This window comes from Pseudomonas sp. E1BtOHC1, assembly GCF_058744285.1.
Window position 1 is genome coordinate 6,078,578 of sequence record NZ_CP196023.1, and the last position, 25,051, is coordinate 6,103,628.

Consider the following 25,051-nt stretch of genomic DNA (forward strand, 5'->3'; position numbering starts at 1 on the left):
TCGCCTAGCCTTCTGAGTCCCCTCTCTGCGCCACACACCGCTACCCTCGAACTCTTCAACCCGGCAAACTAGCAGCCATGAATGCACTCCCCCCTCTCCCCGCTTGCTGTACCTCTCTGGATGCGTCCTGGCCCCTGCCGGAGGCATTGCCCCATACCCTTTGGCTGAGCACTCGGTTCAATCCCGGGCACTTGGCTGCAGATGATTTCCAGCGCAGCGGCATTGAAGCGCCACCAAGCATCCAGCGCTCGGTAGCCAAGCGCCAGGCCGAGTTCCTTGCCGGCCGCCTGTGTGCCCGGGCCGCCCTGTGGCAACTGCAGCGCATGGATTGGGTTCCCCCGATCGGGGCCGACCGGGCGCCGATCTGGCCCGAGCATATCTGCGGCTCTATCACCCATAGCACTGGACGCGCCGCCGCCATTGTCGCCGACAAACAGCACTGGCGAGCCTTGGGGCTGGATTTGGAAACACTGCTGAGCAATGAGCGCGCCGCCAATCTGGCGCAGCAGATCCTCACTCCGACGGAACTGCAACGCCTGGACCTGTTGCCCCCCGCATTGCACGCCCTGGCGGTGACCCTGACCTTCTCGATCAAGGAAAGCCTGTACAAGACCCTGTATCCGCTGGTGCAGAAAAACTTCTACTTCGAGCACGCCGAGGTACTGGAATGGTCCCCCGAGGGCCAGGTCCGAGTGCGTCTACTGACGGACCTGAACGAAGAATGGCACCACGGCAGTGAGCTACAGGGGCAGTTCGTGGTCGAGGGCGACCAGTTGCTCAGCCTGATCGCCATCAAGGCTGCTCCCCCGACAATTGTCAGCGGGGTTCCTGCTGCCGGGGCCAGCTCAGGCTGAAGCAGGCGCCCCCGAGGCTCTTGCTCTTGCTGATCAGGGCCCGGCCATCGTGCCAATGGATGATTCGCCGCACAATCGACAGCCCCAGCCCATGGCCGCCGGAAGCCCGGGTACGGCTGTCATCCAGGCGCAGAAAAGGCGTGAAGATCTTTTCCCAGGCACTTTCCGGTACGCCGGGACCGTCATCCTCCACATCCACCCGACAGCGCAACTGGCCCACCTGATAACTGACGGTGACCTGGGATTCCGCATGGCGCATGGCATTGCTCACCAGATTCTGCAGCGCTCGGTGCAGATAGCGCGGCTCAGCCTCGACCCAGGCGCCGTCGCACTCGGCCGCGGACAGGCACAGCCCACGCTGGACCTTGAGGTTGGCCCGCAAGGGCGCCAGCTCGCTGATCACTTGGTTGATCAGCGCATCCAGATCGATACGCTGGAAGTTCAAGGCCGGCGAGCCCTGTTCCAGGCGGGCATAGGTGAGCATCTCGTCCACCAGCCGATCCAGATCCTGAATATCGTTGTCCATGCCGTCCAGGTACTTCTGCCGTGCCTGATCGGTACTTGCCGAAGCAATCATCTCCAGGCCGAAACGCAACCGAGCCACCGGTGTACGCAACTCATGAGAGACCGCCCGCACCAGTTCGCGCTGGATCGCCAGCAAGCGCTGCAGATGCTCGGCCATGCCGTTGAATGCAGCCGCCAGGCGCCCCACCGAATCCACGCCACGAGCCGGCACGCGGGTTTCCAGGCTGCCCTTGGCAATCTTCGTGGCTGCCGATTCCAGGCCGCTGAGACGTCGCTCCAACTGGCGCACCAATAAATAGACGATCAGGCCAATCAAACTCAGGCCGAGCACGGCAATCAGCACCAGCCATTGCGGCGGATAAGGGTTCATCTGATACAGCGGGCCGATTTCCAGGACCCAGGGCGTACCCACCAGCCCCGCGAATACCCGGATCGAGTCACCGCCCTTGCCCAAGGCCATCACCGTATCGCCCTCGGCCACCCGCCGGCGCTGGTCATCATCCATATCGGCAGCATCCTGGGTGGACAGGTGCATGTCGAAACCAAAACCCTTGGCCTTCTTTAACGCCGCCAGGCGCTCGGGCTGCTCCGCCACCGGATACCGTACCAACTCGTCCGCCAGCAGATAGATGGTTGCCCGGGCCAGTTGCTCGCTGATCTGTTGCACTTCGGCACTGAGCAGCAACTGCTCCTTCTCACTAACCAGGCGATAAACCCGGGCGGCGAAGGGCCCGGTCTGCTCCACCAGCGCCTGCCCCCGCAGGACTCGGCCACGCTGGCTGCTGTCCAGGTCGGTCTGGCTGAAGGTCTTCAGGCGCAGGGGAATCCCCAACAACCGCTCCCACACCGCCAGCGCGCGGCGACGCTCGATTTCGCTCATGGGCTTGAGGTTGTCCGCCATCAGCGAGAAGGTGCCGTGGGCCAGTCGTTCGCGGTACTGCTCGCTGCGCACTTCGTTGAGCAGGTGCAGAGCCAGCACCCCCAGCAGCGCCACCAGGATCAGCGCGGCGCACATGCCGCCATAGATACGCAGGAAGATGGAGTTCACGAGGGCAAGTCGGCGGCGGCTTCGGGAACGAACAGATAGCCCTTGCTGCGAATGGTCTTGATCAGTCGAGGGTGCTCCGGGTCGTCGCCGATCTTGGGCCGGATGCGCGAGATGCGCACATCGATGGAACGATCCTGGCCGTCATAACCTATGCCGCGCAGAGCGGTGAAAATTTCCTCACGGGACAGTATTCGCCCGGCGTTCACCACCAGCAGCCACAACAGATCGAACTCGGCACTGGTCAGCTCGATGCCGACATCGCTCAGCCATGCTTCGCGCAGGGCATTGTCCACCACCAGGGGACCGAATTGCAGGCGCCGGGTTTTCTCCTGGGCAGGCTCCGGTGCCTCGCTGCGCCGCAGCAAGGCCTGGATCCGCGCCAGCAACAAACGCGGGCGCACCGGCTTGCAGACATAGTCGTCGGCCCCCAGGTCCAGGCCCATGACCTGATCCATGTCATCGGTACGGGCGGTGAGCATGAGAATTGGCCCGTCATAGCGAGCCCGGACCTTGCGACAGATACTCAGGCCGTCTTCGCCGGGCAGCATCAGGTCGAGAATCACCAGGTCTGGCTGCTCGGCAATGATCCTGGCTGCAGCCCGAGCGCCGTTGCCCTCGATGGCCACCTGCAAGCCGTTGCTCTCCAGATATTCACGGGTCAACTCAGCCAGACGCTGGTCATCCTCGACAATCAGTACCTGCCAGGCTTCTTGCTCCACGCTCGACCTCTTTTATTGCCAGCACTCACTGGAAGGAAGGCACCCGTCTTTTTGTCATGAAAAAGACGGATAACCGGCCATGGAAAACGCCGTCAGCACCCCATGAACCGCGACGGATTGTAGCAACCGGGATCGCCCCACACACAAGCGACTAAAACGACTCGGTCAGGGGGATTTTTTGTGATAGGGTTCGCGCCCGCAAAAATCCGCCCAAGGCAATTTCCGGCGGTAAAAAACAGTGACAAACGGTTCCATGCACTAGGACTGCGGCCTCCGCGAGTTTTACCCAGTCCATACACAATTTACGCACAACCTTATCCACAGGCAGCACGTTGCAATCAGCCCCCCAAACGCATTATCTTGTAGCCCGCCGGCCAAAAACACCTATATCTAGGGTTTTACGCAAAAAACCAAACACAATTCAGACAAGAAACTCAAGCCCTTTTCTTGCCCCGTTTGGTGGAACCAATCGCTGTTTCAGAAGACCAAGACCGCGCGTGCGGATGGCATCGTTTTCCACCCTGTCCAGGAGAAAGCGGTACGGGTGTTGCAGCAACAAGACTGTCACCCACCAGGAATAAGGTGCCGAGCCCAGGCTCGACACCATGACTTCGGCATGGAAGCGGCGCCAACAGCCCCCTTCCTGAACTGTCCCGAAGTCGTTATGCCCGGCCTCTGCCGGCTGTAGTGCTTCAGGACGGAACGGTGGGCACCTCATTGGTGCCCAAACAAACATAGAGAACGTGGAGACACCCATGCAAACCGACACAACTCGCGAGAACCCGCAGGCCAATGCGCCGCAGGCCGCCGATTCCAATCTGGATCTGTCTGCTACCGCCCCTGGCCAATTGCGCGTGATCAAGCGTAACGGCACTGTCGTTGCTTACACCGATGACAAGATCACCGTCGCTATCACCAAAGCGTTCCTCGCAGTTGAAGGCGGCACCGCCGCTGCCTCGTCGCGAATCCACGACACCGTGGCGCGCCTGACCGAACAGGTTACCGCGACCTTCAAGCGTCGCATGCCTTCGGGCGGCACCATCCACATCGAAGAGATCCAGGACCAGGTAGAGCTGGCCCTGATGCGCGCCGGCGAGCAGAAAGTTGCCCGTGACTACGTGATCTACCGCGACTCGCGTGCCAAGGAACGCGCCACTCGCTCCACCGGCGAAGAGCCGGTACAAGCCCACCCATCGATCCGCATCACCCGCGCCGATGGCAGCTTCGCTCCTCTGGACATGGGCCGTCTGAACACCATCGTCAGCGAAGCCTGTGAAGGCCTGGAAGAAGTCGATGGCGATCTGATTCAGCGCGAAACCCTGAAAAACCTCTACGACGGCGTGGCCCTGAAAGACGTCAACACCGCCTTGGTGATGACCGCCCGCACCCTGGTCGAGCGCGAGCCGAACTACTCGTTCGTCACCGCCCGCCTGCTGATGGATACCCTGCGTGCCGAAGGCCTGGGCTTCCTCGAAGTGGCCGAAAGCGCCACTCACCACGAAATGGCCGACCTGTACGCCAAGGCACTGCCAGCCTACGTCGCCAAGGGTATCGAGTTCGAATTGCTGAACCCGGTACTGGCTGAGTTCGACCTGGAAAAACTCGGCAAGGCGATCAACCACGAGCGCGACCAGCAGTTCACCTACCTGGGCCTGCAAACCCTGTACGACCGTTACTTCATCCACAAGGACGGTATCCGCTTCGAACTGCCGCAGATCTTCTTCATGCGCGTGGCCATGGGCCTGGCGATCGAAGAGAAGCAGCGTGAAGACCGCGCCATTGAGTTCTACAACCTGTTGTCGTCCTTCGACTACATGGCTTCGACCCCAACCCTGTTCAACGCCGGCACCCTGCGTCCACAGCTGTCGAGCTGCTACCTGACCACCGTTCCAGACGACCTGTCGGGCATCTACGGCGCCATCCACGACAACGCCATGCTGTCGAAATTTGCCGGCGGCCTGGGCAACGACTGGACTCCGGTTCGTGCGCTGGGCTCGTACATCAAGGGCACCAACGGCAAATCCCAGGGCGTCGTGCCGTTCCTGAAAGTGGTCAACGACACCGCCGTTGCCGTTAACCAGGGTGGCAAGCGCAAAGGCGCTGTGTGTGCCTACCTGGAAACCTGGCACATGGACATCGAAGAGTTCATCGAGCTGCGCAAGAACACCGGTGATGATCGTCGTCGTACCCACGACATGAACACCGCCAACTGGATCCCTGACCTGTTCATGAAGCGTGTCTTCGATGACGGCAAGTGGACCCTGTTCTCGCCGTCCGAAGTACCGGATCTGCACGACCTGACCGGCAAGGCCTTCGAAGAGCGCTACGAGTACTACGAAGCCCTGACCGAGTACCCGGGCAAGGTCAAACTGTTCAAGACCATCCAGGCCAAAGACCTGTGGCGCAAAATGCTCTCCATGCTGTTTGAAACCGGCCACCCATGGCTGACTTTCAAAGACCCGTGCAACCTGCGCAGCCCGCAGCAGCACGTGGGCGTGGTCCACAGCTCGAACCTGTGCACCGAGATCACCTTGAACACCAACAAGGACGAGATCGCCGTTTGCAACCTGGGCTCGATCAACCTGCCGAACCACATCGTCAACGGCAAGCTGGACACCGCCAAGCTGGAACGCACCGTGAACACCGCCGTGCGCATGCTCGATAACGTGATCGACATCAACTACTACTCGGTGCCGCAAGCGAAGAACTCCAACTTCAAGCACCGTCCGGTCGGCCTGGGCATCATGGGCTTCCAGGACGCGCTGTACCTGCAGCACATCGCTTACGGTTCCGACGCTGCCGTCGAGTTCGCCGACAAGTCCATGGAAGCGGTCAGCTACTACGCAATCCAGGCTTCCTGCGACCTGGCCGACGAGCGCGGCGCCTACGAGACGTTCCAGGGTTCGCTGTGGTCCAAAGGCATCCTGCCGTTGGATTCGCAACAGATCCTGATCGAGGCCCGTGGCCAGAAGTACATCGATGTGGACCTCAACGAAACCCTGGACTGGGCGCCGGTACGTGCCCGCGTGCAGAAAGGCATTCGTAACTCCAACATCATGGCCATCGCACCGACCGCGACCATCGCCAACATCACCGGCGTATCGCAGTCGATCGAACCGACCTACCAGAACCTCTACGTGAAATCGAACCTGTCGGGCGAATTCACCGTGATCAACCCGTACCTGGTTCGCGACCTCAAGGCTCGCGGCCTGTGGGACTCGGTCATGATCAACGACCTGAAGTACTACGACGGTTCAGTGCAACAGATCGAGCGCATCCCGCAAGAACTCAAAGAGCTCTACGCGACCGCCTTCGAAGTGGAAACCAAGTGGATCGTCGACGCTGCCAGCCGTCGCCAGAAGTGGATCGACCAGGCTCAGTCGCTGAACCTGTACATCGCCGGCGCCTCGGGCAAGAAGCTGGACGTGACCTACCGCATGGCTTGGTACCGTGGCCTGAAAACCACCTACTACCTCCGCGCCCTGGCCGCCACCAGCACCGAGAAGTCCACCATCAACACCGGCAAGCTGAACGCTGTTTCCAGCGGTGGCAACCACGGTGACGACTCGGTCCTGGCTGCGCCAGCCGGTCCTGCTCCAGTGCCGAAGGCTTGCGCCATCGACGAGCCGGACTGCGAAGCCTGCCAATAAGCTGAGCTGACAGGCGCCTATGGCGCCTGTGCCAACCCCCGATAGGCCTCCGGCTTATCGGGGGTTTTCTTTTGCCCCCAACAAAACCGCAGGAGCCGGCTTGCCGGCGAAGAAGCCCCCGAGCGCTGCACAAGCTTCAAGGATGCCTTCGCTGGCAAGCCAGCCCCTACACAAGCCAGCCCGCCTGCACACCTGCACAGGCACGCCCTGCTCAAACCAGTGCACCTCCAGGAACCTGCCGTCGATAACGAACATGGGCAAGCGGGCATAAAAAAGCCCCTCATCGAGGGGCTTTTTGTACAGCGCTCAAGCGAACCAGCATCAGGTCATCTGGATGATGGTCTGCATGATGGTGCTCTGGGTGGAGATGGTCTTGGCGTTCGCCTGATAGTTGCTCTGAGCCTTGATCAGGTTCACCAGCTCATTGGTCAGGTTAACGTTGGACTCTTCCAGGGAGTTGGACTGGATCGCTCCCAGGGTGCCGGTCTTCGGAGCGTCATAACCTGGAATACCGGACGAGTAGGTCTCTTTCCACTGAGTGCCGCCTACCGGCTGCAGACCTTGCTCGTTGGTGAAGCTGGCCAGGGAAATCTGACCGATCGCCTTGGTCTGCTCGTTGCTGAAGTTGGCCAGCATTACACCGGTGCCATCGATGGTCAGGCTGCTGATCTGGCCAGTGGAGTAGCCGTTCTGCGCGATGATCGAGCGAGTGCTTTCGCCGAACACCGAACCGGTTTTGGTCATGTCGATGCTGACGCCGTTCGGCGCTGGCTTGGCACCGTTAGGAGTGAACACGCCATTGGTGACGGTACCCGGAGTCCAGGCAGCAGCCGACATGACAATGCTGTTACCGGTAATGGTGTACGGCGTGGTCCCAGGCGCAGCTGGCGGGGTCATGCTGCTGAGCTTGCCCGACGAGTCGAACTTCATGGTGATCGGCGACTGGTTGGCCATGGTGAATGCAGTACCGTCCGGATTGCGACCATCAATCAGCGTGTAGGTTTGCCACTCATTGGCGTTCGGCGTCTTGATCATGTACTGATCCATGACGTGCTTGTTGCCCTGAGTGTCATACACCGGAGTACTGAACGACTTGGTGTAGGTGGTGTTGTCGGTCGGATTGAACACATAAACCGGAGCGGTCGAAGCCACATTGATCGGAGTCGAATCGGAATTCAGGTTGATCGTCGAGGAGATCGAGTCGGTTGGCTTGGGCGACAGGTTCGAGGTATCGATCCGCAGGTCGGTCAATACACCGTTGATGATCTTGCCGTTGGCATCTACGGCATAGCCTTGCAGGCGCGCAGTGCCATCACTGTTGGTGATGAAGCCTTCCTTGTCGGTCTTGAAGGTACCGGCACGGGTGTAGGTCAGCGAGCCGTTGGTGCTGAGCACGAAAAAGCCCTGCCCCTGAATGCCCATGTCCAGCACGTTGCCAGTGTTGCTGATATCACCATTGGTGAACTGCTGGGAAACGTTGGACAGGCGTACGCCGTTACCAATCACCTGGGTGCCGCTGCCCAGCTTGGTGGCCGAGTAGACGTCGGAGAATTCTGCGCGGGAAGATTTGAAACCGGTGGTCGCGACGTTGGCGATGTTGTTGCCGGTGACGTCCAGCTGTTTGTTGGCAGCGTAGAGACCGCTAAGGCCGATATTGAAAGACATATTCCACTCCTTGTGCCGGTTAGTCGGCTCTAGATACCAATGGTTTGTACTTTGGACAGGGCAATCGGGCTGCTCAGTCCTGCCAGGTTCAGCATCAACTCTCCGCCGGTCTGGCTGATGGTGACGCTGTTGACTGTCGCCGGCAGATAAGTGATCAGGTCAGTGCCCTTGCCGTCGATGGTGGTGCTGGCCTTGAAGGTGTAGTTACCCGGGGCCGCCTTGGTCCCGTCGGTCTTGGTGCCATCCCAGACAAAGCTGGCGTTGCCGGCCTTCTGGCTGCCCATGTCGATGGTCTTGACGGTGTTGCCATCCTTGTCGGTGATGGTCACTTTGACCGAGCTGACGCCAGCCGGAACGGTCACCGAACCGGTCATGCTCTTGCTGGTGTCCACCTGAGTGGTGCCGGACTGGACGATCACCGAGCGACCTACCAGGGACGAAGCCTGCAGAGCCTGAGACGATTTGTAATTGCCAGTGATGGAGTTCACCGAGGTATTAAGGGTCGTGATCCCTTCCAGGGTAGAGAACTGCGCCAACTGGGCAACGAACGCACTGTTGTCCTGAGGATCCAGCGGGTTCTGGTTGTTCAGCTGGGTCACCAACAACTTGAGAAACGCGTCCTTGCCCAGGGCCTGCTTACCGGTGGTGCTGTTCGTCGCTGCCGCCAGGCCGTCGGCGCTGGTGGTGTTCGCGGTCTTCTTCGACGAGTTGGCCAGTACATCCTTAAGGGATGGGCCGCTGGTGGTATCCGTAACGCTCATTGGCTTCGCCCCTTATCACTGACCCAGGGTCAGGACCTTCTGCATCATGGTTTTGGCGGTGTTCATCATTTCAGCGTTGGTCTGGAACGAGCGACTGGCGGAAATCATGTCGGCCATTTCTTCCACCACGTTGACGTTGGGGTAGTAGACGTAACCTTTGGCATCCGCAGCCGGGTGGTTCGGTTCGTAGCGAGCTTCCAGATTGCTCTGGTCTTCCACTACACCCAGCACCTGTACGCCTTGGCCTGCAGCGTCCTGGTTCTGGAACAGCGAATCGCTGCCACCGCTCTGGGCGCCCTGAAACATGGTGGCAAACACCGGGTGACGAGCGCGGTAAGTCTGGTCGATGCTCGACGACACGCTCTCGGCGTTGGCGATGTTACTGGCGACGGTGTTCAGACGAGTGGTCTGAGCGCTCATGCCACTACCGGCAATATTGAAAACACTGGCAAGGGACATGGATTACTCTCCGCGCAGGGCTGCAACCAGCCCTTTGAATTTGCTGTTGAGCAGCGTGAAGCTGGCTTGGAAGTCCACCGAGTTCTGTGCGTAGCTCGATTGCTCCAACTGAGCATCCACGGTGTTCTGGTCGATCGAAGGTTGCATCGGCGTGCGATACAGCAGCGACTCGTCGCCACTGCCCAGGCCCTGGGCTTCGATATGCCGGGTATTGGTCATGTTCAGCGCGAAGCTGCCGTTCTTGGCCTTGTCGTTCTGCTCGGCGAGCACAGCGGAGAAGTCCAGGTCCCGAGCCTTGTAGTTCGGGGTGTCGGCGTTGGCGATGTTGTTGGCCAGCACTTCGGCACGCTTGGCGCGAAAGCCAAGAGCTTGTTCGTGAATACCGAGCGCTTTATCGAAGCTGATGCTCATGTCGGAAACCTTCGGGTGACCTGATTTTTCGTAACCTTGACTTAGCAAGCTACGTGCCAAGTCAAGGAGCCCCGTAAATCAAGGGCTCTACGGCAGCGGCAAGGCGGCAATGCCAGAAAAGCGGCAATGGATTTCCGCGAAACGCCGGCAAAGCGGCAATCGAGCTGCCGCTTTTAGCCCAGCCACCCGATAAAATGACGCCCACAAAAAAGGAGGCCCTGAGGCCTCCTTTTTTATTGCCGCAACAATCAATCACTTCGCCTGGTAGATGATCCCCGGGCTGCATTGCACCATCTGATAATGATCCGGCAGACCATTGAGCGCTTCGGAAGCGCCCAGGAACAGGTAACCGCCAGGCTTCAGAGTGCTGTGAATGCGCATCAGGATGTCCTTCTTGACCTCGGCCGAGAAGTAGATCAGCACATTGCGACAGAACACGATGTCGAACTTGCCTAGGCTGGCGTAGCTGTCCAGCAGGTTGAACGAGCGAAACTCCACCCGACTCTTGATCGGTGCCTTGACTACCCAGCGCCCCGGCCCTTTAGGGTCGAAGTAGCGCTGCAGGCGCTCGGCCGACAAACCACGGCCAATGGCCAGGCTATCGTATTCGCCGGTCTTACAGTTATTGAGCATGGTCCCGGACAGATCGGTAGCAACAATCTGCACCCCCATCTTTAACTGGCCCATGTTGCTGCGCTCGAACTCATCGATGGACATCGACAAAGAATAGGGTTCCTGCCCAGACGAGCATGCCGCCGACCAGATCCGCAGGCGCTGATTGGGGCTGGCCTTGATGGCCTCGGGAAGCACCTTGTTCTTCAACACTTCGAAGGGATAGGTGTCACGAAACCACAAGGTTTCGTTGGTCGTCATCGCATCCACCACCATCTCGCGCAATCCGCTGCGCGGCTGGGTCTGAATCCGCTGAACCAGCTCACCCAAGGTTTTGATGCCTTGCTGCTCCATCAGTTTGTTGAGACGGCTCGAGACGAGATATTGCTTGTTTTCCCCGAGCAAAATACCACAGGCTTTTTCCAGGAAGACCCGGAACTGTTCAAAATCCAAATTACCCGTAGACAATGCTGCCGCCTCTTAAATCTTATGTTCGCCAGGGGCTGATGCCCTCAGCTGTGGTCTGCTGCTTTGATCCGGTCGACTACCCGGGATGCCAGGTCATCAGGACGGAACTTGGCAAGGAAGTCATCGGCACCGACCTTCTTCACCATCGCCTGATTGAACACCCCTGACAACGAAGTATGCAGGATGATATGCAGCTTTTGCATGCGTGGATCGCTACGTATCTCGGCCGTGAGGGTGTAACCGTCCATTTCGGGCATCTCGATGTCGGAAATCATCATGAGGAATTCCTCTTCCGGCTTCTTGCCCTCATCCACCAGCTTGCGCAGGTAGTCCAGCGCCTGCCGGCCATCGTTCAGCGCCACCACCTCGACACCCACAGTCTGCAGGCAGCGAGTAACCTGTTTACGCGCCACTGACGAGTCGTCAACGGTCAGCACTCGCAGGGATACAGCCTTGTGCTGAGTTTCGACGTCCACCACGCCCACCGAGATCGACTCGGAAGTGGGGGCGACTTCCGCCAAAACCTTTTCAACGTCGATGATCTCGACCAACTGGTTGTCCACCCGAGTTACCGCCGTCAGGTAGTGATCGCGACCAGTCCCTTTGGGCGGCGGATGGATCTCTTCCCAGTTCATATTGACGATACGCTCCACCGAGCGCACCAAAAACCCCTGGGTCTTGGTGTTGTACTCAGTGATGATGACGAACGGATTGCTTTGATCCTGCAACCCACCCGAACCTGTGGCCATTGCCAGATCCAGGATCGGAATGGTCGCCCCTCGAATATTCGCGACACCGCACACCACAGGGTTGGATTTGGGCATCAGGGTCAGCTTGGGGCATTGCAGCACCTCGCGAACCTTGAATACGTTGATCCCGTAGAGTTGCTCGCCGTCCAGACGGAACAGCAGCAACTCCAGGCGATTCTGCCCAACCAATTGCGTGCGCTGGTTTACCGAATCCATTACACCAGCCATGCCCAGACTCCCCAAAGCTTTAAGATCCGACGCACGCTCATCACTAAACGGCACGGCGCTTGCTTTTTAACTGTTATGAACGCCAAAACGACATTTTTCCGACGCCTGACATCCCCCTACCGCGCATTGCTTTGTGGGTTGTCGGCGCTGTGTATCCTAAACCCTGGCGGCCCTGCCGTTGCTGATTCGGTCACCCTGCCTGATCTACTTATCGGCGTCACTCAAGGGTTTCTTGAATTCACGGTAGAAGACTACCTGGCCACCAGTCAAACGGAAGGACGCTACGAAATCCAAGTCAACCAATTGGATCCGCGTATGCGCATGCCCGCCTGCGACAAGGAATTGACAGCGAGCCTGGAAAGTCCAGCACAGCCGCTGGGACGGGTCACGGTCAAGGTACGCTGCGAAGGCGCCTCCCCCTGGACCGTATTCGTGCCAGCCCAGGTCAAGCTGTTTCGCGAAGTGGTCACCACTTCACGCCCACTCAAGCGCGCCGGGATCATCGAGCCGGAAGACGTGGTGTTGCGTGAGAGAGATATCAGCCTGAACAATCAGGGCTACCTGACCTCCGTGGACCAGGCCATTGGTCAGAAACTTGTCCGACCAATGGTCGCCGACCAGCTCATTACCCTGGGGCACCTGGAACAGGCTGAAGTGGTGCGCAAGGGCGATCAGGTGGTGATTTCGGCACGTAGCGGCACCCTGAACGTGCGGATGCCGGGGGAGGCACTGTCCAATGGCGGCATGAGCGAGCAGATCCGGGTCAAGAACCTAAACTCGCAGCGAGTGATCAAGGCGCGCATCACCGCACCGGGGCAGGTGGAAGTGGCAATGTAGATAACTGGCGCTCGACTCGCTCGTTCCCTAAACTGTGGCCGATAAAGGGTCGCAGATACCTGCGCTGGCTTGTCGACAATCGAGCCTAAAGTTTTTCAGGGTATGGCCGAAAACATGGCAAGCGTCCAAATACCCAGAGGTTTTCTTCATCATGGTCATCGACTTCAGCCGTTTAAACAGCTCCCCTTCACTGACAGGCAGTACGCGTACCAGCGCCAGCAAGGAAACCGGTGATGCCGGCAAATCCGCTCCGCTGACGACTGCAGCCGAGACCAGCAAAAGCGGGGAATCGGTACACCTCAGCAATGAGGCTCAACAGTTGCAGAAAATCACCGACAAGCTGCGCGATCAGCCTGCTGTCGACAAGGCCCGAGTGGCCGAGTTGAAGCAAGCCATTGCCGATGGCAGCTATAAGGTCGACAGCAACCGTATAGCCAGCAAACTGCTCAACTTCGAAGCCCAGCGCTAGCCACAGGCTTGCGCCAGGCTTTTGGACGCTTAATCCCCAAGGCCAGCCATGCACGACACCAATTTACTGCAACTGATCAATGACGACCTTGCTCCAGCTCAACAACTGCTGGAGCTGCTCAGAGCCGAATCCATTGCCCTGCACGGCCGCGACATGCCGTTGCTGGAGGATATCCTGGCGCAGAAGCAGGCCCTGGTCATATTGCTGGAACAGCATGGCCGTAAGCGCACAGAGATCCTTGCCAGCCTGAACCTGCCGAGCAATCGTGCAGGCCTCGAGCAACTGGCCAGTCACTCCAGCCTGGGCGACCAACTGCTCGAGCAGGGCAATCTGCTGACCCAGTTGCTCGCCGACTGCCAGGCCACCAACGAACTCAATGGCCGTTCGATCCAGATTCAACAGGCCACCACCGCCAACCAGTTGAAAATCCTCAACGGCGGTGAACCCCCAGCACTTTATGACGCCCGCGGCTCTACCTCTATGCTTGCGAAGCCCCGCCCACTCAGTCAGGCTTAAGCCCCAAAAATGAGTGCGCGCTACCAAGCCGTGAAACATACTGGCAAAATGCCAGATCCTGCGTGTAGTTGTATTTTGTCTGGAGATTGATGAACCGTGTTCAACGCCTCAAACGCGGAAGATGCTCCGCAGCCACCTAAGGTGTTCACCACTGCGTTGGAAATTTCCTCCAACCTGCGGCTGCTGCAAGAGAGCCACGACCCGCTGATCATCACTTTCCATGAGCGCAGTCAGCGCTTCCAGAGCTACCTCGTGGAAGTGGACCGCGACAGCAACATGATTGCCCTTGATGAAATGATCCCTCGCGACGGTGAGCGATTCATGCTGGCAGGCGAGCCATTTCGCGTTGAAGGCTTTCATGAAGGCGTGCGCATCGCCTGGGAAAGCAACGGCCTGCCGACCCTCGATGAGTCCAATGGCGGGCGCTGCTACCGGACCACGCTGCCGGACGAAGTGGTTTACCACCAGCGCCGCAACGCCTTCCGGGCTGCACTCAAGCTGGCGCAACTGGTCGACATCGAACTCAGCGGCGAAAAACTCAAGTCCCCTCTGACCGGCAAGCTGCTGGATATTTCCGCTACCGGCTGCAAGTTGCGCTTCGACGGCGATATCTCTTCGCGCCTGCAACTGGGTCAGGTGTACGAGCGCTTTATTGCCGCCCTGCCCTTCGGCAGCATGACCGCCCCGGTCGAACTGCGTTACCTGCATCACGAGGAGCGTATCGACACCACCTTCGCCGGCGTGCGCTTTCACAACATGAGCGGCCTGGTGCAGCGTCAGGTAGAGCGCTTCGTCTATCAGTTGCAGCGTGAAGCGCGGCGCTTCGACAAAGACGACCTCTGAACCCCACGCATCAATGAAAACGGGCAGTGCCTTGCGGCAACTGCCCGTTTTTCGTTTCTAGGGTCGAGCCCCACTCAGATGATCCCGAGCACAATCGTCGGGCGACGCCTCATCCGACGCTTCCGGCGTCTCAGGCTCCGCTGCAGGCACAGCATCCGGAGCGGGCGTGGTCTGCATCTGATCCTGCACCACCTGCTCATCCACCCGTGGATCGAGAGCCGCCACCAGAGGTGAGCTGGACATGCTGTCCGGCATGGCGACGTGATGCAGCGGCGCATCATCCACCTGATGCAGATTGGTCACCGCCTTCGGCCGGATCCTCCAGACCAGGACCAGGGCAAAGAAACTGAAGAAGGCATACAGCATCTGACTGCCGAACAACTTCATCAGCACCCCGGCCGCCAACGGACCGATGCTCGCCCCCACGCCATACGTCACCAACAGCATCGCCGTCAGCGACACTCGACGATCACTTTCCACGTGGTCATTGGAGAAAGCCACCGCCAGCGGATAGAGGCAGAACTGCACCAGGGAACAAAGGAACCCGAGAATAAAGAGCATCTCCAGGGGAACCGACGGCAGGATCGCCAGAGGCAGGGCCACCACCGCCAGGAACAGTGCGAAACAGCGAATCAGCAACGCCCGATCATAGCGATCGGACAACCAGCCCAATGGCCACTGCACCACCAGACCGGCAAAAATACAGCTCCCCATGAACAGACCGACCTGCTCGGTACTCAAGCCCTGCTGCGACGCATAGAGCGGCGCAAGGCCATAGAACGAACCCACGATCAACCCCGACCCCAGCACGGTACTCAGAGACTGGGGTACTCGCTTGATAAAGAAGCGCGGCTCCATCGGCGCCGGATGCAAAGGCGCCGGGTGAATACGCCGGGTCATGGCCACCGGCACCAGGCACAGGGCAAAGCACAGGGCCACCAGCATCAATAGTTCCAACCCCAGGGCCGGGTGCATGACCAGAATCAACTGCCCCAGCACTAACCCCAGGTAAGAGGCGATCATGTAGCCGCTGAACACCAGACCGCGCTGATTGGCGTCGGCCTGCTCGTTGAGCCAGCTTTCGATGACCATGTACTGGCACATCATCCCTAGGCCGACGATCATCCGCAGCACCAGCCAGGCCGGCAGCCAGTCCACCAAACCGTGCCCGAGCACCGCCGCACCAACGATCCCGGCACAGGTAGCGTAGGCGCGGATATGCCCGACCCGGGCAATCAACCGATGCCCCAGCTTGCCCCCCAATACCAGACCGAAATAGTTGGCCGCCATCAAGGCCCCCACCCACAGGCCATCGACATGGTCGGCGGCCAGGCGAAGAGCCAGATAAGTGCTGAGCAGACCCGAGCCGATCAACATCATCAGCGAGGCGAAATAAAGCGCTCGAAAGGATTTCCAGATTTGGCGCATCGGCGTTCCGAGCGGCTCCTTGAATGAGGTGCCGGGCCCTTGGCAAATCAGGACCCGACCAGCGACGGTTCGGTTATGCCTGGGCCGCTAACACACGCCGCTCCCAGGGAGTGATTTCATCAAAGAAGCTGGTCAACTCCATGGTCTTCGAAGCGATGTAGCCTTCGATGAACTCGGTGCCGAACAGTTCCCTTGCCAACTGACTACGTTTCAGACGCTCCAACGCCGCATGCAAGGTACAAGGCAGCGACAGATTGTCCGGAACCTCGAACTCACCCTGGATAGCCGCCGCGGGCTCCAGCTCGTTCTCGATCCCGTGCAAGCCCGCTGCCAGGCTCGCCGCAATCGCCAGGTACGGATTGGCGTCCGCGCCCGGCAGGCGATTCTCCACCCGCCGCGCCACCGGCGAACTGGCCGGAATACGTAGCCCCGCAGCCCGATTGTCATGGGACCAGCAAGCATTGTTCGGCGAAGCGTAAGGATGGCACAAGCGCTGATAGGAGTTCACGTTGGGCGCGAACAATGCGGTGAGGTCCGCCAGCCCGGCCTGTAGCCCGCCGATGAAATGGCGGAACATCGCCGTCGGCTGCCCGGTGTCATCGCTGAAGACGTTACGCCCACTGCCGATCTCCACCAGGCTCTGGTGAATATGCATTGAGCTGCCCGGCGTATGAGCCAGGGGCTTGGCCATGCAAACCACGATCAGCCCGTGCTTGAGGGCCACTTCCTTGAGCAGGTGCTTGAACAGGAAGGTCTGGTCTGCCAGCAGCAGCGGATCGCCGTGCAACAGGTTGATCTCGAACTGGCTGACGCCCATTTCATGCATGAAGGTATCGCGAGGCAAGCCCAGGGCCGCCATGCACTCGTAGACTTCCTTGAAGAACGGCCGCAGGCCGTTGTTGGAGCTGACACTGAATGCCGAGTAGCCCTCCTCCCGTCGACCGTCCAGGCCTACCGGAGGCCGAAAAGCCTGTGCCGGATCGTCATTGGCGGCGAACACGAAGAATTCCAGCTCAGTGGCCACCACCGGCGCCAGCCCCAGGGCCGAATAGCGTGCGATCACCTGCTTGAGCTGGCCGCGGGTGGAGAGTCGCGAGCTTTCGCCACTGAGCTCATCCGCATCACAAATGGCCAGTGCCCGTGGTGTCTGGCTCCAGGGCAGACGATGAATCTGCCGAGGGTCGGCATTGAGCGCCAGGTCGCCGTCGTCGCTGCCGTAAAACCGTGCCGGCGGATACCCGCCCATGATGCATTGCAGTAGCACCCCGCGAGCCATCTGCAAACGCCGCCCTTCGAGAAAGCCCTCGGCGGTCATCACCTTGCCCCGCGGCACGCCATTGAGATCCGGAGTGACGCATTCAATCTCATCAATGCCCGTCAATCGCTCGGCGAGTGAACTGTGGCCATCGGTTGTCATGACTCAATCCTTGTTGTTATACGAGCCGCGAACGGCGACCCGTACAAAATACGCATCACCCGTTCAGGATTTCAAGCAGACAAGAATAAAATCCCGGGAGGGCACGAACTCCCGGCGAGCAACCCACACGTCATGGCCGGGACCGATCTTGAAAAAGAAGAAGGCAATAGCCCCTGATAGGGCCTGGCCACCCTGATAACACCTGGCCGCCGCAGTCTTCGGCGACCACGCCGATCAGGCACTCAAGGCAAGTACAGCTTGAACAGCCCGCCGCCCAATGGGCCGCCGTTGCTGATACGGGTGTGCCCGCACACGCCATTGCGCTGATGCAGCTCGGCAATGCGTCCGGCGAAATACAGCCCCAGCCCGGTGCTGCCGCTGCTCTGATTGATGCCCTGCACATAATCGGCCTGACGCTCGATCATCGCTTGCGGGTAGCCGTCGCCGTCATCGTTGATGGACAGCACCACCTGCCCCTCTTCGTCACTGACCGTGATCAACAGTGCATGGCGGGCGTAACGCAGCGCGTTGTTGATGCAGTTGGCCAACACCGAGGCAATCAGCTCTCGATCGAAAAAGCCCAGAGGACTCAAGGGGTCGACCTCATAGGTGGCAGAGACTCCACGACTCCTGAACACATCCTGATGGCTCACCAGTTGCGCTTCGATGAAATCATCCAGCTCGTGGTAGGCCGGCTGCAGCGGCAACTGGTTGACCCCCAGCTTGTACAGCCCCAGGAGCTGCACCAGCATGCCGTTGAGGTGAGCGAAGTGGTAATCGATCACCCCCTGTTCGGGCGCCAGGTGCGCCTCGGGCAGACGGGCCTGCCACTGGGCATGGGCCTGCATCAGCATGGCCAGTGAGTTTTTCATGTCATGGACGGTGGAGGCAATCACCGTGGAGAAATCGAGCGCCTGTTGCTCTTCGTTCATTCGCCAAACGCCTTGCTTCGCAGCTTCTGGTAGCGCGGATAACGCGCGTCGGTATCGGGCATCATGCCGACCATTTTCAGGCACGCCTGGCATTCTTCCAGGAGCGCCGCGTCTGTATTGGGGTCAGTGCCGTGCAACAGCGACTGCGCCATGTTCAGGGCAATACTGATGTTCTTCGGCTGCATGGCCAAAGCCTTGCGAAACAGCTCCCGAGCCTCGCTCAGATTGCCCGCCTTGTAACTGCGCACGCCCTGGCGGTTGATGTCGGCCGCTGCATTGGACGAACTGAGAATAGTCGGATCGTCGGTGAGCTTGGCGATGTTCTGCATGACCTTCGGATCGTCGCCGTAGATTTCCGCACAGTTTTTCAACATCGAGGCACCGGCACTGGCCTGCCCCAACATCTGCAGTTGCTTGGCCACCAGCAATGCCGCTTCAGGACTCATGAACTGCTCCATGCCGTCCAGGCGCATCAGCGCCTGCTCGGTGAGTTTCTCTGCGGTTTCCGCATCATTGAGCAGCAGGCTGGTGGCCTTCATCAGCCGCGCACGAATCTGCAATCCAGGGTCGGTGGGGTTTTCCTTGGCCACCGCACTCAGGGTCTGGTTGATCTCCAGGCGAGTGCGGGTGTCCAGGCCCTTTTCACTGCCCTTGCTGATCAAGGCATGGGCCAGGCCAAGATTGCTTTCCGGATCCTTGAAGCGCGACTGCGCGCCCTGAGATACAGCCTGCCGATAGGCCCTGGAAGCACTGTCGAAGTCTTCGTTGGCCATGGCCAGCTTGCCCAGCAGCGCCTGACGACGCACCGCCAACGGCGATAGGCGCACTGCCTCTTCCAGCACATTCTGGGCACGCTTGGTGTCGCCTTCGGCCACCAGCACATCCGCCAGTCCGTCATAGAGTCCCGGCATCATCGGGAAAGCCTTGAGGGCCTTTTCATAGACAGCCTTGGCTTCGCCTACCTGCCCGCGCTTGAACAGCAGGCGCCCCAGGCCGACGTAGGCCCAGGGCAACGGCCGGTCCGCCAGAATACTGTTATACAGGCGCTCCAAAGGCTCGTTCTGATGCATGTCGCGCAGGGCATCGGCCCTATAGCGCAGGCACAACGGCGCGTAACGCGGGTCCTGCTTGCACAGAGCGACGCAGGCGTTGAGCACTTCCACCGGTTTGCCCCGATCAAGGGCCTGAAGAATGGGCTTGAGCAGGGTCTTGCGCTGTTGCAGGCGCTCCAGGCGCTGGGCCAGGCCGGAACGATTGAAGGGCTTGGTCAGATAGGCATCGGGCTCATGCTCGAGGGCGCTGAGTACCATGGCCTGACTGCTCTCGGCAGTGACCATGAGAAACACGCTCTCATGACTGATGAGCTTTTCCAGCATCAGGTCTTCCAGCACCTGCTGGCCGTTTTTCTTGCCGTCGCCCAGATGGTAGTCCTGGAGGATGAAGTCATAGCGCTTCTGCGCGCACATGCGCAGGGCCTGTTCGCCAGTGTCGGCGGTGTCCACGTCCTTGACGCCCAGCTCACGCAACATCGAACGCACCGAACTGCGGAAGTCCGAGAAATCATCGACGATCAAAAAGCTCTTTTGGTGGTACGCCAGCATCGAAGATTCCAGGCAAGTAAGAAGATCAATCCAGGGACAGCAGGACCCACCCGGCTTCGCAGCCTGTTTTTGGCGCGCAGATAATAGCTGCTGGCCACGGGCTATCAAGCACTTTCAAGTCGACCTGTGATGCAGATCGCCACTTGGGAACACAATTGTCCACTGAAGTTATCGGCCGAATTCGCCATTCCCTTAAAGTGGCCGGACAGCATTTGCTGCCTGATGTAAAAAGTCCTGGCCCAGCGCTGAAAAACACTTTGGCTGCGTGTTGAAACCTTGGATTCTGAAACATCACCTGATAGCGTGCTGCGCCTCAAAGCCTCGATCGTTTTTGCTCCGCAATACCGGCCCTGCAAGCAGGGCCGGCCAGCCGGCAAAGGTTCCATCAGTCGCAAGCCCCACAGGCTTGCAATCCGGGTGTCGAAGGATCGGCATGACGCCCGACGGCGGTATCATCGACGAGCAAATGCCGGTCTGCCAGGCAGTGCATCATGGGATGCGCAGGTCATTATCAAATGGAGTTAACGATGGCGCATGACAGCAGTGCGATAACCGGGATTGAACTGGAACAGTTCATGGACCGCCTTGAGGCACAGCAACAGGACCAGGAAACCGATACCCTGCTGGCCCAGTTGCAAGCACAGCCGCTGCGGGCCGACTCCCTGGCCTCGATCGACCGCCTGCACACGCTATGGATGCAGGCCGGTGATTCAGCCGCGGCCCGGGCCGTTATCGCAGAGGATGGCAATGCTCTGCTGCAAGCCGTGCATGAGCCCGCCCGCGCCGAGTTGACAATGAACCTGGCCATCCTGCGCTTGCGAGTCGCCAGTTATCTGGACGACGACACAACCTTGCTTGAGGTGCTCGAGCAACTCAACCAGATGGCCACACAAACCCTGGACTTCAATGTCGAGCACTATCGTCGCTACCGAATCTTCGACGAGCTGGAACAGGGTCGCCTCGAAGTCGCATTGAAAACCATCGAAGTGCGCTATGCCCTGACCTTGGGCAATCCTGCCCGTGTAGCGTTGCGTGCCTGGGATGCTGCCGACCAGTATCAACGCCGCGCCCGCGTCCTGGCCTTTCACAGTCGTGATGAAGAAGCCCGTAGCGCCGCGCTGGAAGCCGTCAACGCCGTACGCACGGCCGGTCCCGACCAAGACATCGATGAAGGCGACTGGCTGTGGCTGGGCAACTCGCTGATCGAGATCATCCCGTTGCGCCTGGCGCTGTTCGAACAACCCATCGCCCAATTGACCTCAGGCCTCTCGCTGCCCCAGCGCCGCGAGTGGGAAGTGCGTACTGCGCGCCTGGCCGCCCGCGCCCTGCACGCCCAGGGCGACCTGGCCGGAGCCTTAAAGGTCTGCAATGCCGCCGCCCTGAGCCTGGATTCTGACGGCGGCAACAATTTTATCGAGTACGAACTGCCCTGGCTGATGGAAGCCGGACGCATCGACGAAGCGGGGTTTCGAGCCTTCATCGACATCTACGACAGGCAAACCGAACTCTGGCCAGCTACCGCCCGCCTGGTTCTCGACCGCCTGCAAGATCCCGAAGAGCGCAGTGCCTGGTGGCCGATCTGCGTGATGCGTGCCTGTATTACCGAGGAAGCACTGCAGAGTTTTCTCGAGGCGCTGCCGAACATCGAAACCACCGAGTCCGATACCACCCCGCTGCTGGCCGCCCTGCACCAGGCCATGGAAGATCTGGAGACACGCGACTCACTGTTTGCCGAAGCCCGCGCCGAAGCCCTGCGGCGTACCCCCGAGCAGCCCTGGATCACCCGCCTGGCCGCCGTGCATGACGCAGAGCGCGGCCTGATCGACGCAACCACCGAAGCCAGCCTGCTGCAAAACGCCATCCAGGCAGGCCGTATACAGGACAACCGCAGCGCGTTCTCGCTGTTTGCCGCTCGGGTCAAAAGCCTGGGGGTGATCGAGGCACTGAAAGTGCCGAAGCCGGTGCTGTCCTGCGGCAAATACGCCTACAACTATGCGTTGAGCATCGAAGACCTGGCAGAGACTGAAGCCGACAAGCTGCCCAAGGACGCCCGGGACCAGGCCTATTCGTTGCTGCGCGAAGCGCAGAAAGACGCCTACGAGCAGGGCCAGGCCCACATGGAACGCTATTTCGCCAGCGGCAGCGGCCACCCCTACGATGCCTGCGCGCACCTGTACTCCATGCTCTGCAACAACCTGGCGATCAACTATCGCTACTACAACCAGATCCGCTACGAAGACGCCATCGAGCTGCACGCGCGCGGCATCGCCGCCAGCCCGTTCGCCGAACACTACAACGGCCTGCTCAGTGCACGTATCAGCCTGGAGGATCTGCCCGGCATCATCGATGCCGCAGAACAGCTTTGGCATTACTCGGCGGAGTTCGGCTACAGCCGCCACGACCCGAATGAGTACGTCGCCTCCGTGGTGTACGCCCTGTACAAGCTCGATCGCGACAACGAAATCCTCATCTGGCTCGAACGCCTGCTCAAGTGGCAGGAAGAGCAAGGTGTCAGCGATCGGCAACTGGACAGCTCGGCGCTGTTCGCCCGGATTCAGGTCGCGCGCTACCTGGCCCATGCCCATCCCGACAACGCCGACAGCCTCTGGCAGCGTTACGAGCCAGCAGTGCTGACCCTCAACGAAGTCTCGGTCATGTCCAGCTCGGTGGACTTCCTCAAGGCCCGTGGCCGCACCGCCGAAGCCATTGACTACTGCGCACGAACCCTGGCGCTGTGCACCCCGGACGATGACTACGACATCAGGTGCCGCGCCCGGATCGAGGAGATCCTGAGCGAGCTGCAAGCACCGGCTCAACCGGCCGGCAAGAAAAACTGGTGGCAGATATGGAAGTAAGCGCCGACAAACGCAGCCCCAGCTACGCCCCACGCAACCTGCTGAATGCCGATGAACTGAAACGCGGCATCACTCAGCGCAGCCTGGGGCGCGGCGACGAGGATGGGGTGCAGGGTTGGCTGCTGAATCACTTCTATCGCCACCTGGTGGGCAACTTCGAACCTGCGCGGCGCATCCAGACCCTGGATGACGCCTGTGCGGCATTGGGTAGTGACGCGCCGCCGGCCTGGGTAAGCGGGTACTTCGACAGCGCTGCCAAGGTACAACTCGAAGACGCCGCCAAGACCGTGGCGGCGCTGGTATGGGTCGACCCGCTGGAGCCATTGCTGTTGCAGCAGGAAGCGCAACTGGTGGAGTTCCTGACCTCGCGTAAAGGCACGGCACTGGAGGGCAAGCTGGAGCGCATCACTTGCCCGCAGGCCCTGGCACTATGGGAAAAAGAGCACGCACAGATGGCCGCCCGGGTCGATCAGGGCTGGCGCCAGAGCTCTCCCGACGCCCTCAATGTGGCGGTCTCCTGCGCCGAACACACCTGGGTCGAACTGCGCCCGGAAAGCCCGTTGCTACGGGCTGAAATGGCCTTCGAAAGCTATGTGATGCGCCACTGCCTGGGACAATTCGCCAACCGCCGAGCCTTGACCGGCGGCTACGGTGAACGCTACGCCGAAGCCGTGGAGCAACAGGGCATGCGCGTGTTCAGTCTGCGTGATGCCCAGGGCCAGCCTCACATCACCGTCAGCCTGATCATCCAGGACGACGGCGTACTGACCGTGGAGCAAGTCAAAGGCAAGCAGAACCGCCCGCCCATCGAGCGCTACTTCCAGGACCTGCTGCGCCTCCTCAACACCCTGGACACCGACCTGCAGACGCCAGCCGACTGCATTGCCATCGGCATCGTGCGCACCGATGCCGGCTGGTTGCGTATCGAGGAAGTCAGCGATGCGCAAGCCCAGACCCGCCTGGTGGCTCGCTACCCGCAACTGTTCTACCGACTGGACGCCCCGTCGGCCATGGTCGAATGGCTGGTGGCGGCCCGCCAGTCCAACTTGCTGCTGGAAGTTGCCCCCCAGGCGCCATCGGTCAAGTACGCCACCCGCCATATCTTCAAGAAAAGCCCCTGGCCACAACGCCACGCCGACGACCCGCTGTATCGGACCGAAGGCGTGCCCTGGACGGACATGTCTCCTCCCCAGGCCGAGGAAATCGCAGCCTGGCAGGCCAGAAACCGGTGAAACGCACATGATGACGATAATTGCCGTAGCCTTCGGCGCCTGGCTGGTGTGGCGCTACTTTCGCCGCCAGTCGCCTACGTCTCTGGTGGTGTTCACGCCACGCAAACGCTGGGCACTGAGCCTGGCCCAACCCATGGTGGATGCCACCGGGATGACCGGCTTCTTCGATCCCGAGACCACCCATTTCATGGATCAGGCGAAAGCCTCCCTCAGGGCCCCGCTGCTGCACCAGATCGGCTTTCGCAGCAACGCCACGAACGACGAAGTCCGCGAACACTTGAACAGCACCCTGGAACGCCAGTGGTTCCGGGTTGACCTGCACGACCTGAACGCCACCGACGACCCGCGAGCAGCAATGGCCTTCGCCTGCGTGCGCAGCGCCTTCTTTGTCCGCTGCGCGATGTTGATGGGCTGGATCGACACAGAGAGCGGATGGAGGATCATGCTCCTCAATGCCCAACGAGCTCAGGATTGCTTCAGCGACTGGGAAGACTTCGGCAGAGCCTTCATGCTCGGGCGCAGCCAATGGATCGCGGCGTTCAGGGCCGACTCTCTGGGTGAGGTGTTCAATGAAGCAAGCCTGAGCCGGCTGCTCATGCCCGGTAGCGGCATCTGGGCTGGGGTTGCCTGGCAGGGCCTGCCGGCGTTGTTGCCTGTGGCGGATTGAGACCGCGAAGGGATGGTGTCCCAGGGCAGGTTCGAACTGCCAACCTTCCCCTTAGGAGGGGGATGCTCTATCCAATTGAGCTACTGAGACAAAACTGCAAGCGCC

At 60.1% G+C, this 25,051-nt stretch carries 21 protein-coding genes and 1 tRNA gene; 9 read left to right on the forward strand and 13 right to left on the reverse strand.

What is annotated here, in order from left to right; all coding sequences use genetic code 11:
* Positions 1-77 precede the first annotated feature (77 nt).
* Entirely contained in the window at positions 78-854 is a 777-nt protein-coding gene (locus ACSSVC_RS27360; RefSeq protein WP_404937499.1) for a 4'-phosphopantetheinyl transferase family protein, read from the forward strand.
* On the opposite strand, the gene ACSSVC_RS27365 is transcribed toward ACSSVC_RS27360, so the two are convergent.
* A complete protein-coding gene (locus ACSSVC_RS27365; protein WP_404937500.1) occupies positions 817-2,427 on the reverse strand; it encodes an ATP-binding protein in 1,611 nt (536 codons plus the stop codon). The two genes, ACSSVC_RS27360 and ACSSVC_RS27365, sit on opposite strands and share 38 nt — an antisense overlap.
* Positions 2,424-3,146 carry a response regulator gene (locus tag ACSSVC_RS27370; RefSeq protein ID WP_346632313.1) on the reverse strand — a complete coding sequence of 241 codons (723 nt, stop codon included), beginning with the start codon at positions 3,144-3,146 and terminating at the stop codon, positions 2,424-2,426. The genes ACSSVC_RS27365 and ACSSVC_RS27370 overlap by 4 nt, the downstream gene beginning before the upstream one ends.
* Positions 3,147-3,901: 755 nt before the next feature.
* Between ACSSVC_RS27370 and ACSSVC_RS27375 the strand changes: the two genes are divergently transcribed.
* A complete protein-coding gene (locus ACSSVC_RS27375; RefSeq protein ID WP_346632314.1) occupies positions 3,902-6,796 on the forward strand; it encodes a ribonucleoside-diphosphate reductase subunit alpha in 2,895 nt (964 codons plus the stop codon).
* Between the two features lie 321 nt (positions 6,797-7,117).
* Here the strand turns inward: ACSSVC_RS27375 and flgE are convergent, their stop codons facing one another.
* The 6 genes from flgE to ACSSVC_RS27405 form a co-directional block, all read right to left on the reverse strand.
* Positions 7,118-8,461: a flagellar hook protein FlgE gene (gene flgE, locus ACSSVC_RS27380; protein WP_346632315.1), complete on the reverse strand. Its 1,344-nt coding sequence runs from the start codon at positions 8,459-8,461 to the stop codon at positions 7,118-7,120.
* A 29-nt stretch (positions 8,462-8,490) separates the two neighbouring features.
* Positions 8,491-9,222 carry a flagellar hook assembly protein FlgD gene (gene flgD, locus ACSSVC_RS27385; protein WP_346632316.1) on the reverse strand — a complete coding sequence of 244 codons (732 nt, stop codon included), beginning with the start codon at positions 9,220-9,222 and terminating at the stop codon, positions 8,491-8,493.
* 15 nt (positions 9,223-9,237) lie between these two features.
* Positions 9,238-9,681, reverse strand: coding sequence for a flagellar basal body rod protein FlgC (gene flgC, locus ACSSVC_RS27390; protein WP_011062742.1), 444 nt, complete (start codon positions 9,679-9,681; stop codon positions 9,238-9,240).
* Positions 9,682-9,684: 3 nt separating this feature from the next.
* On the reverse strand, positions 9,685-10,092 hold the full coding sequence (flgB, locus tag ACSSVC_RS27395; RefSeq protein WP_346632317.1) for a flagellar basal body rod protein FlgB: 408 nt from the start codon (positions 10,090-10,092) through the stop codon (positions 9,685-9,687).
* 252 nt (positions 10,093-10,344) lie between these two features.
* Complete coding sequence (gene cheR, locus ACSSVC_RS27400; protein ID WP_011062744.1) at positions 10,345-11,172, reverse strand: protein-glutamate O-methyltransferase CheR; 828 nt, start codon at positions 11,170-11,172, stop codon at positions 10,345-10,347.
* Positions 11,173-11,216: 44 nt separating this feature from the next.
* A complete protein-coding gene (locus ACSSVC_RS27405) occupies positions 11,217-12,149 on the reverse strand; it encodes a chemotaxis protein CheV (protein WP_102860707.1) in 933 nt (310 codons plus the stop codon).
* A gap of 75 nt (positions 12,150-12,224) precedes the next feature.
* Here ACSSVC_RS27405 and flgA point away from each other — a divergent pair, with 75 nt between their 5' ends.
* The 4 genes from flgA (at position 12,225) to ACSSVC_RS27425 (ending at position 14,814) form a co-directional block, all read left to right on the forward strand.
* Positions 12,225-12,986, forward strand: a complete 762-nt coding sequence (flgA, locus tag ACSSVC_RS27410) for a flagellar basal body P-ring formation chaperone FlgA (protein ID WP_346632318.1) — start codon at positions 12,225-12,227, stop codon at positions 12,984-12,986.
* A 151-nt stretch (positions 12,987-13,137) separates the two neighbouring features.
* Positions 13,138-13,455: a flagellar biosynthesis anti-sigma factor FlgM gene (flgM, locus tag ACSSVC_RS27415; RefSeq protein WP_346632319.1), complete on the forward strand. Its 318-nt coding sequence runs from the start codon at positions 13,138-13,140 to the stop codon at positions 13,453-13,455.
* Positions 13,456-13,503: 48 nt separating this feature from the next.
* Positions 13,504-13,971, forward strand: coding sequence for a flagella synthesis protein FlgN (locus tag ACSSVC_RS27420; RefSeq protein WP_123726894.1), 468 nt, complete (start codon positions 13,504-13,506; stop codon positions 13,969-13,971).
* Between the two features lie 96 nt (positions 13,972-14,067).
* Entirely contained in the window at positions 14,068-14,814 is a 747-nt protein-coding gene (locus tag ACSSVC_RS27425) for a flagellar brake protein (protein ID WP_265073600.1), read from the forward strand.
* A gap of 57 nt (positions 14,815-14,871) precedes the next feature.
* Here ACSSVC_RS27425 and ACSSVC_RS27430 read toward each other — a convergent pair whose 3' ends face one another.
* The 4 genes from ACSSVC_RS27430 to ACSSVC_RS27445 all read right to left on the reverse strand — a co-directional run bounded on the left by ACSSVC_RS27430 (position 14,872) and on the right by ACSSVC_RS27445 (position 20,192).
* Positions 14,872-16,242, reverse strand: coding sequence for an MFS transporter (locus tag ACSSVC_RS27430; protein WP_346632320.1), 1,371 nt, complete (start codon positions 16,240-16,242; stop codon positions 14,872-14,874).
* 73 nt (positions 16,243-16,315) lie between these two features.
* Entirely contained in the window at positions 16,316-17,557 is a 1,242-nt protein-coding gene (locus ACSSVC_RS27435; RefSeq protein WP_346632566.1) for a glutamine synthetase family protein, read from the reverse strand.
* Between the two features lie 344 nt (positions 17,558-17,901).
* A complete protein-coding gene (locus tag ACSSVC_RS27440) occupies positions 17,902-18,591 on the reverse strand; it encodes a sensor histidine kinase (RefSeq protein ID WP_404937501.1) in 690 nt (229 codons plus the stop codon).
* The gene (locus ACSSVC_RS27445; RefSeq protein WP_346632322.1) at positions 18,588-20,192 is read right to left on the reverse strand and encodes a response regulator; all 1,605 of its coding nucleotides are present in this window, start codon (positions 20,190-20,192) and stop codon (positions 18,588-18,590) included. Before ACSSVC_RS27445 ends, ACSSVC_RS27440 begins: the two co-directional genes overlap by 4 nt.
* A 527-nt stretch (positions 20,193-20,719) precedes the next feature.
* Between ACSSVC_RS27445 and ACSSVC_RS27450 the strand changes: the two genes are divergently transcribed.
* From ACSSVC_RS27450 to ACSSVC_RS27460, 3 genes are read left to right on the forward strand one after another with little or no spacing between them, the layout of a single operon-like run.
* Positions 20,720-23,047, forward strand: coding sequence for a hypothetical protein (locus tag ACSSVC_RS27450; RefSeq protein WP_492611716.1), 2,328 nt, complete (start codon positions 20,720-20,722; stop codon positions 23,045-23,047).
* Entirely contained in the window at positions 23,038-24,279 is a 1,242-nt protein-coding gene (locus ACSSVC_RS27455) for a hypothetical protein (RefSeq protein WP_346632324.1), read from the forward strand. Before ACSSVC_RS27450 ends, ACSSVC_RS27455 begins: the two co-directional genes overlap by 10 nt.
* 7 nt (positions 24,280-24,286) lie before the next feature.
* A complete protein-coding gene (locus tag ACSSVC_RS27460; RefSeq protein WP_404937503.1) occupies positions 24,287-24,946 on the forward strand; it encodes a DUF1266 domain-containing protein in 660 nt (219 codons plus the stop codon).
* 13 nt (positions 24,947-24,959) lie between these two features.
* On the opposite strand, the gene ACSSVC_RS27465 is transcribed toward ACSSVC_RS27460, so the two are convergent.
* Positions 24,960-25,036: transfer RNA gene (locus ACSSVC_RS27465), tRNA-Arg, on the reverse strand.
* Between the last annotated feature and the right edge of the window lie 15 nt (positions 25,037-25,051).

Bases quoted from the DNA above. Each gene is read 5' to 3' on its own strand.
- ACSSVC_RS27360 (WP_404937499.1), top strand. From the start codon at position 78: ATGAATGCACTCCCCCCTCTCCCCGCTTGCTGTACCTCTCTGGATGCG.
- ACSSVC_RS27375 (WP_346632314.1), top strand. From the start codon at position 3,902: ATGCAAACCGACACAACTCGCGAGAACCCGCAGGCCAATGCGCCGCAG.
- flgE (WP_346632315.1), bottom strand. From the start codon at position 8,461: ATGTCTTTCAATATCGGCCTTAGCGGTCTCTACGCTGCCAACAAACAG.
- flgD (WP_346632316.1), bottom strand. From the start codon at position 9,222: ATGAGCGTTACGGATACCACCAGCGGCCCATCCCTTAAGGATGTACTG.
- flgC (WP_011062742.1), bottom strand. From the start codon at position 9,681: ATGTCCCTTGCCAGTGTTTTCAATATTGCCGGTAGTGGCATGAGCGCT.
- flgB (WP_346632317.1), bottom strand. From the start codon at position 10,092: ATGAGCATCAGCTTCGATAAAGCGCTCGGTATTCACGAACAAGCTCTT.
- ACSSVC_RS27405 (WP_102860707.1), bottom strand. From the start codon at position 12,149: ATGGCTGGTGTAATGGATTCGGTAAACCAGCGCACGCAATTGGTTGGG.
- flgA (WP_346632318.1), top strand. From the start codon at position 12,225: ATGAACGCCAAAACGACATTTTTCCGACGCCTGACATCCCCCTACCGC.
- flgM (WP_346632319.1), top strand. From the start codon at position 13,138: ATGGTCATCGACTTCAGCCGTTTAAACAGCTCCCCTTCACTGACAGGC.
- ACSSVC_RS27420 (WP_123726894.1), top strand. From the start codon at position 13,504: ATGCACGACACCAATTTACTGCAACTGATCAATGACGACCTTGCTCCA.
- ACSSVC_RS27430 (WP_346632320.1), bottom strand. From the start codon at position 16,242: ATGCGCCAAATCTGGAAATCCTTTCGAGCGCTTTATTTCGCCTCGCTG.
- ACSSVC_RS27435 (WP_346632566.1), bottom strand. From the start codon at position 17,557: ATGACCGCCGAGGGCTTTCTCGAAGGGCGGCGTTTGCAGATGGCTCGC.
- ACSSVC_RS27440 (WP_404937501.1), bottom strand. From the start codon at position 18,591: ATGAACGAAGAGCAACAGGCGCTCGATTTCTCCACGGTGATTGCCTCC.
- ACSSVC_RS27445 (WP_346632322.1), bottom strand. From the start codon at position 20,192: ATGCTGGCGTACCACCAAAAGAGCTTTTTGATCGTCGATGATTTCTCG.
- ACSSVC_RS27450 (WP_492611716.1), top strand. From the start codon at position 20,720: ATGGCGCATGACAGCAGTGCGATAACCGGGATTGAACTGGAACAGTTC.
- ACSSVC_RS27455 (WP_346632324.1), top strand. From the start codon at position 23,038: ATGGAAGTAAGCGCCGACAAACGCAGCCCCAGCTACGCCCCACGCAAC.
- ACSSVC_RS27460 (WP_404937503.1), top strand. From the start codon at position 24,287: ATGATGACGATAATTGCCGTAGCCTTCGGCGCCTGGCTGGTGTGGCGC.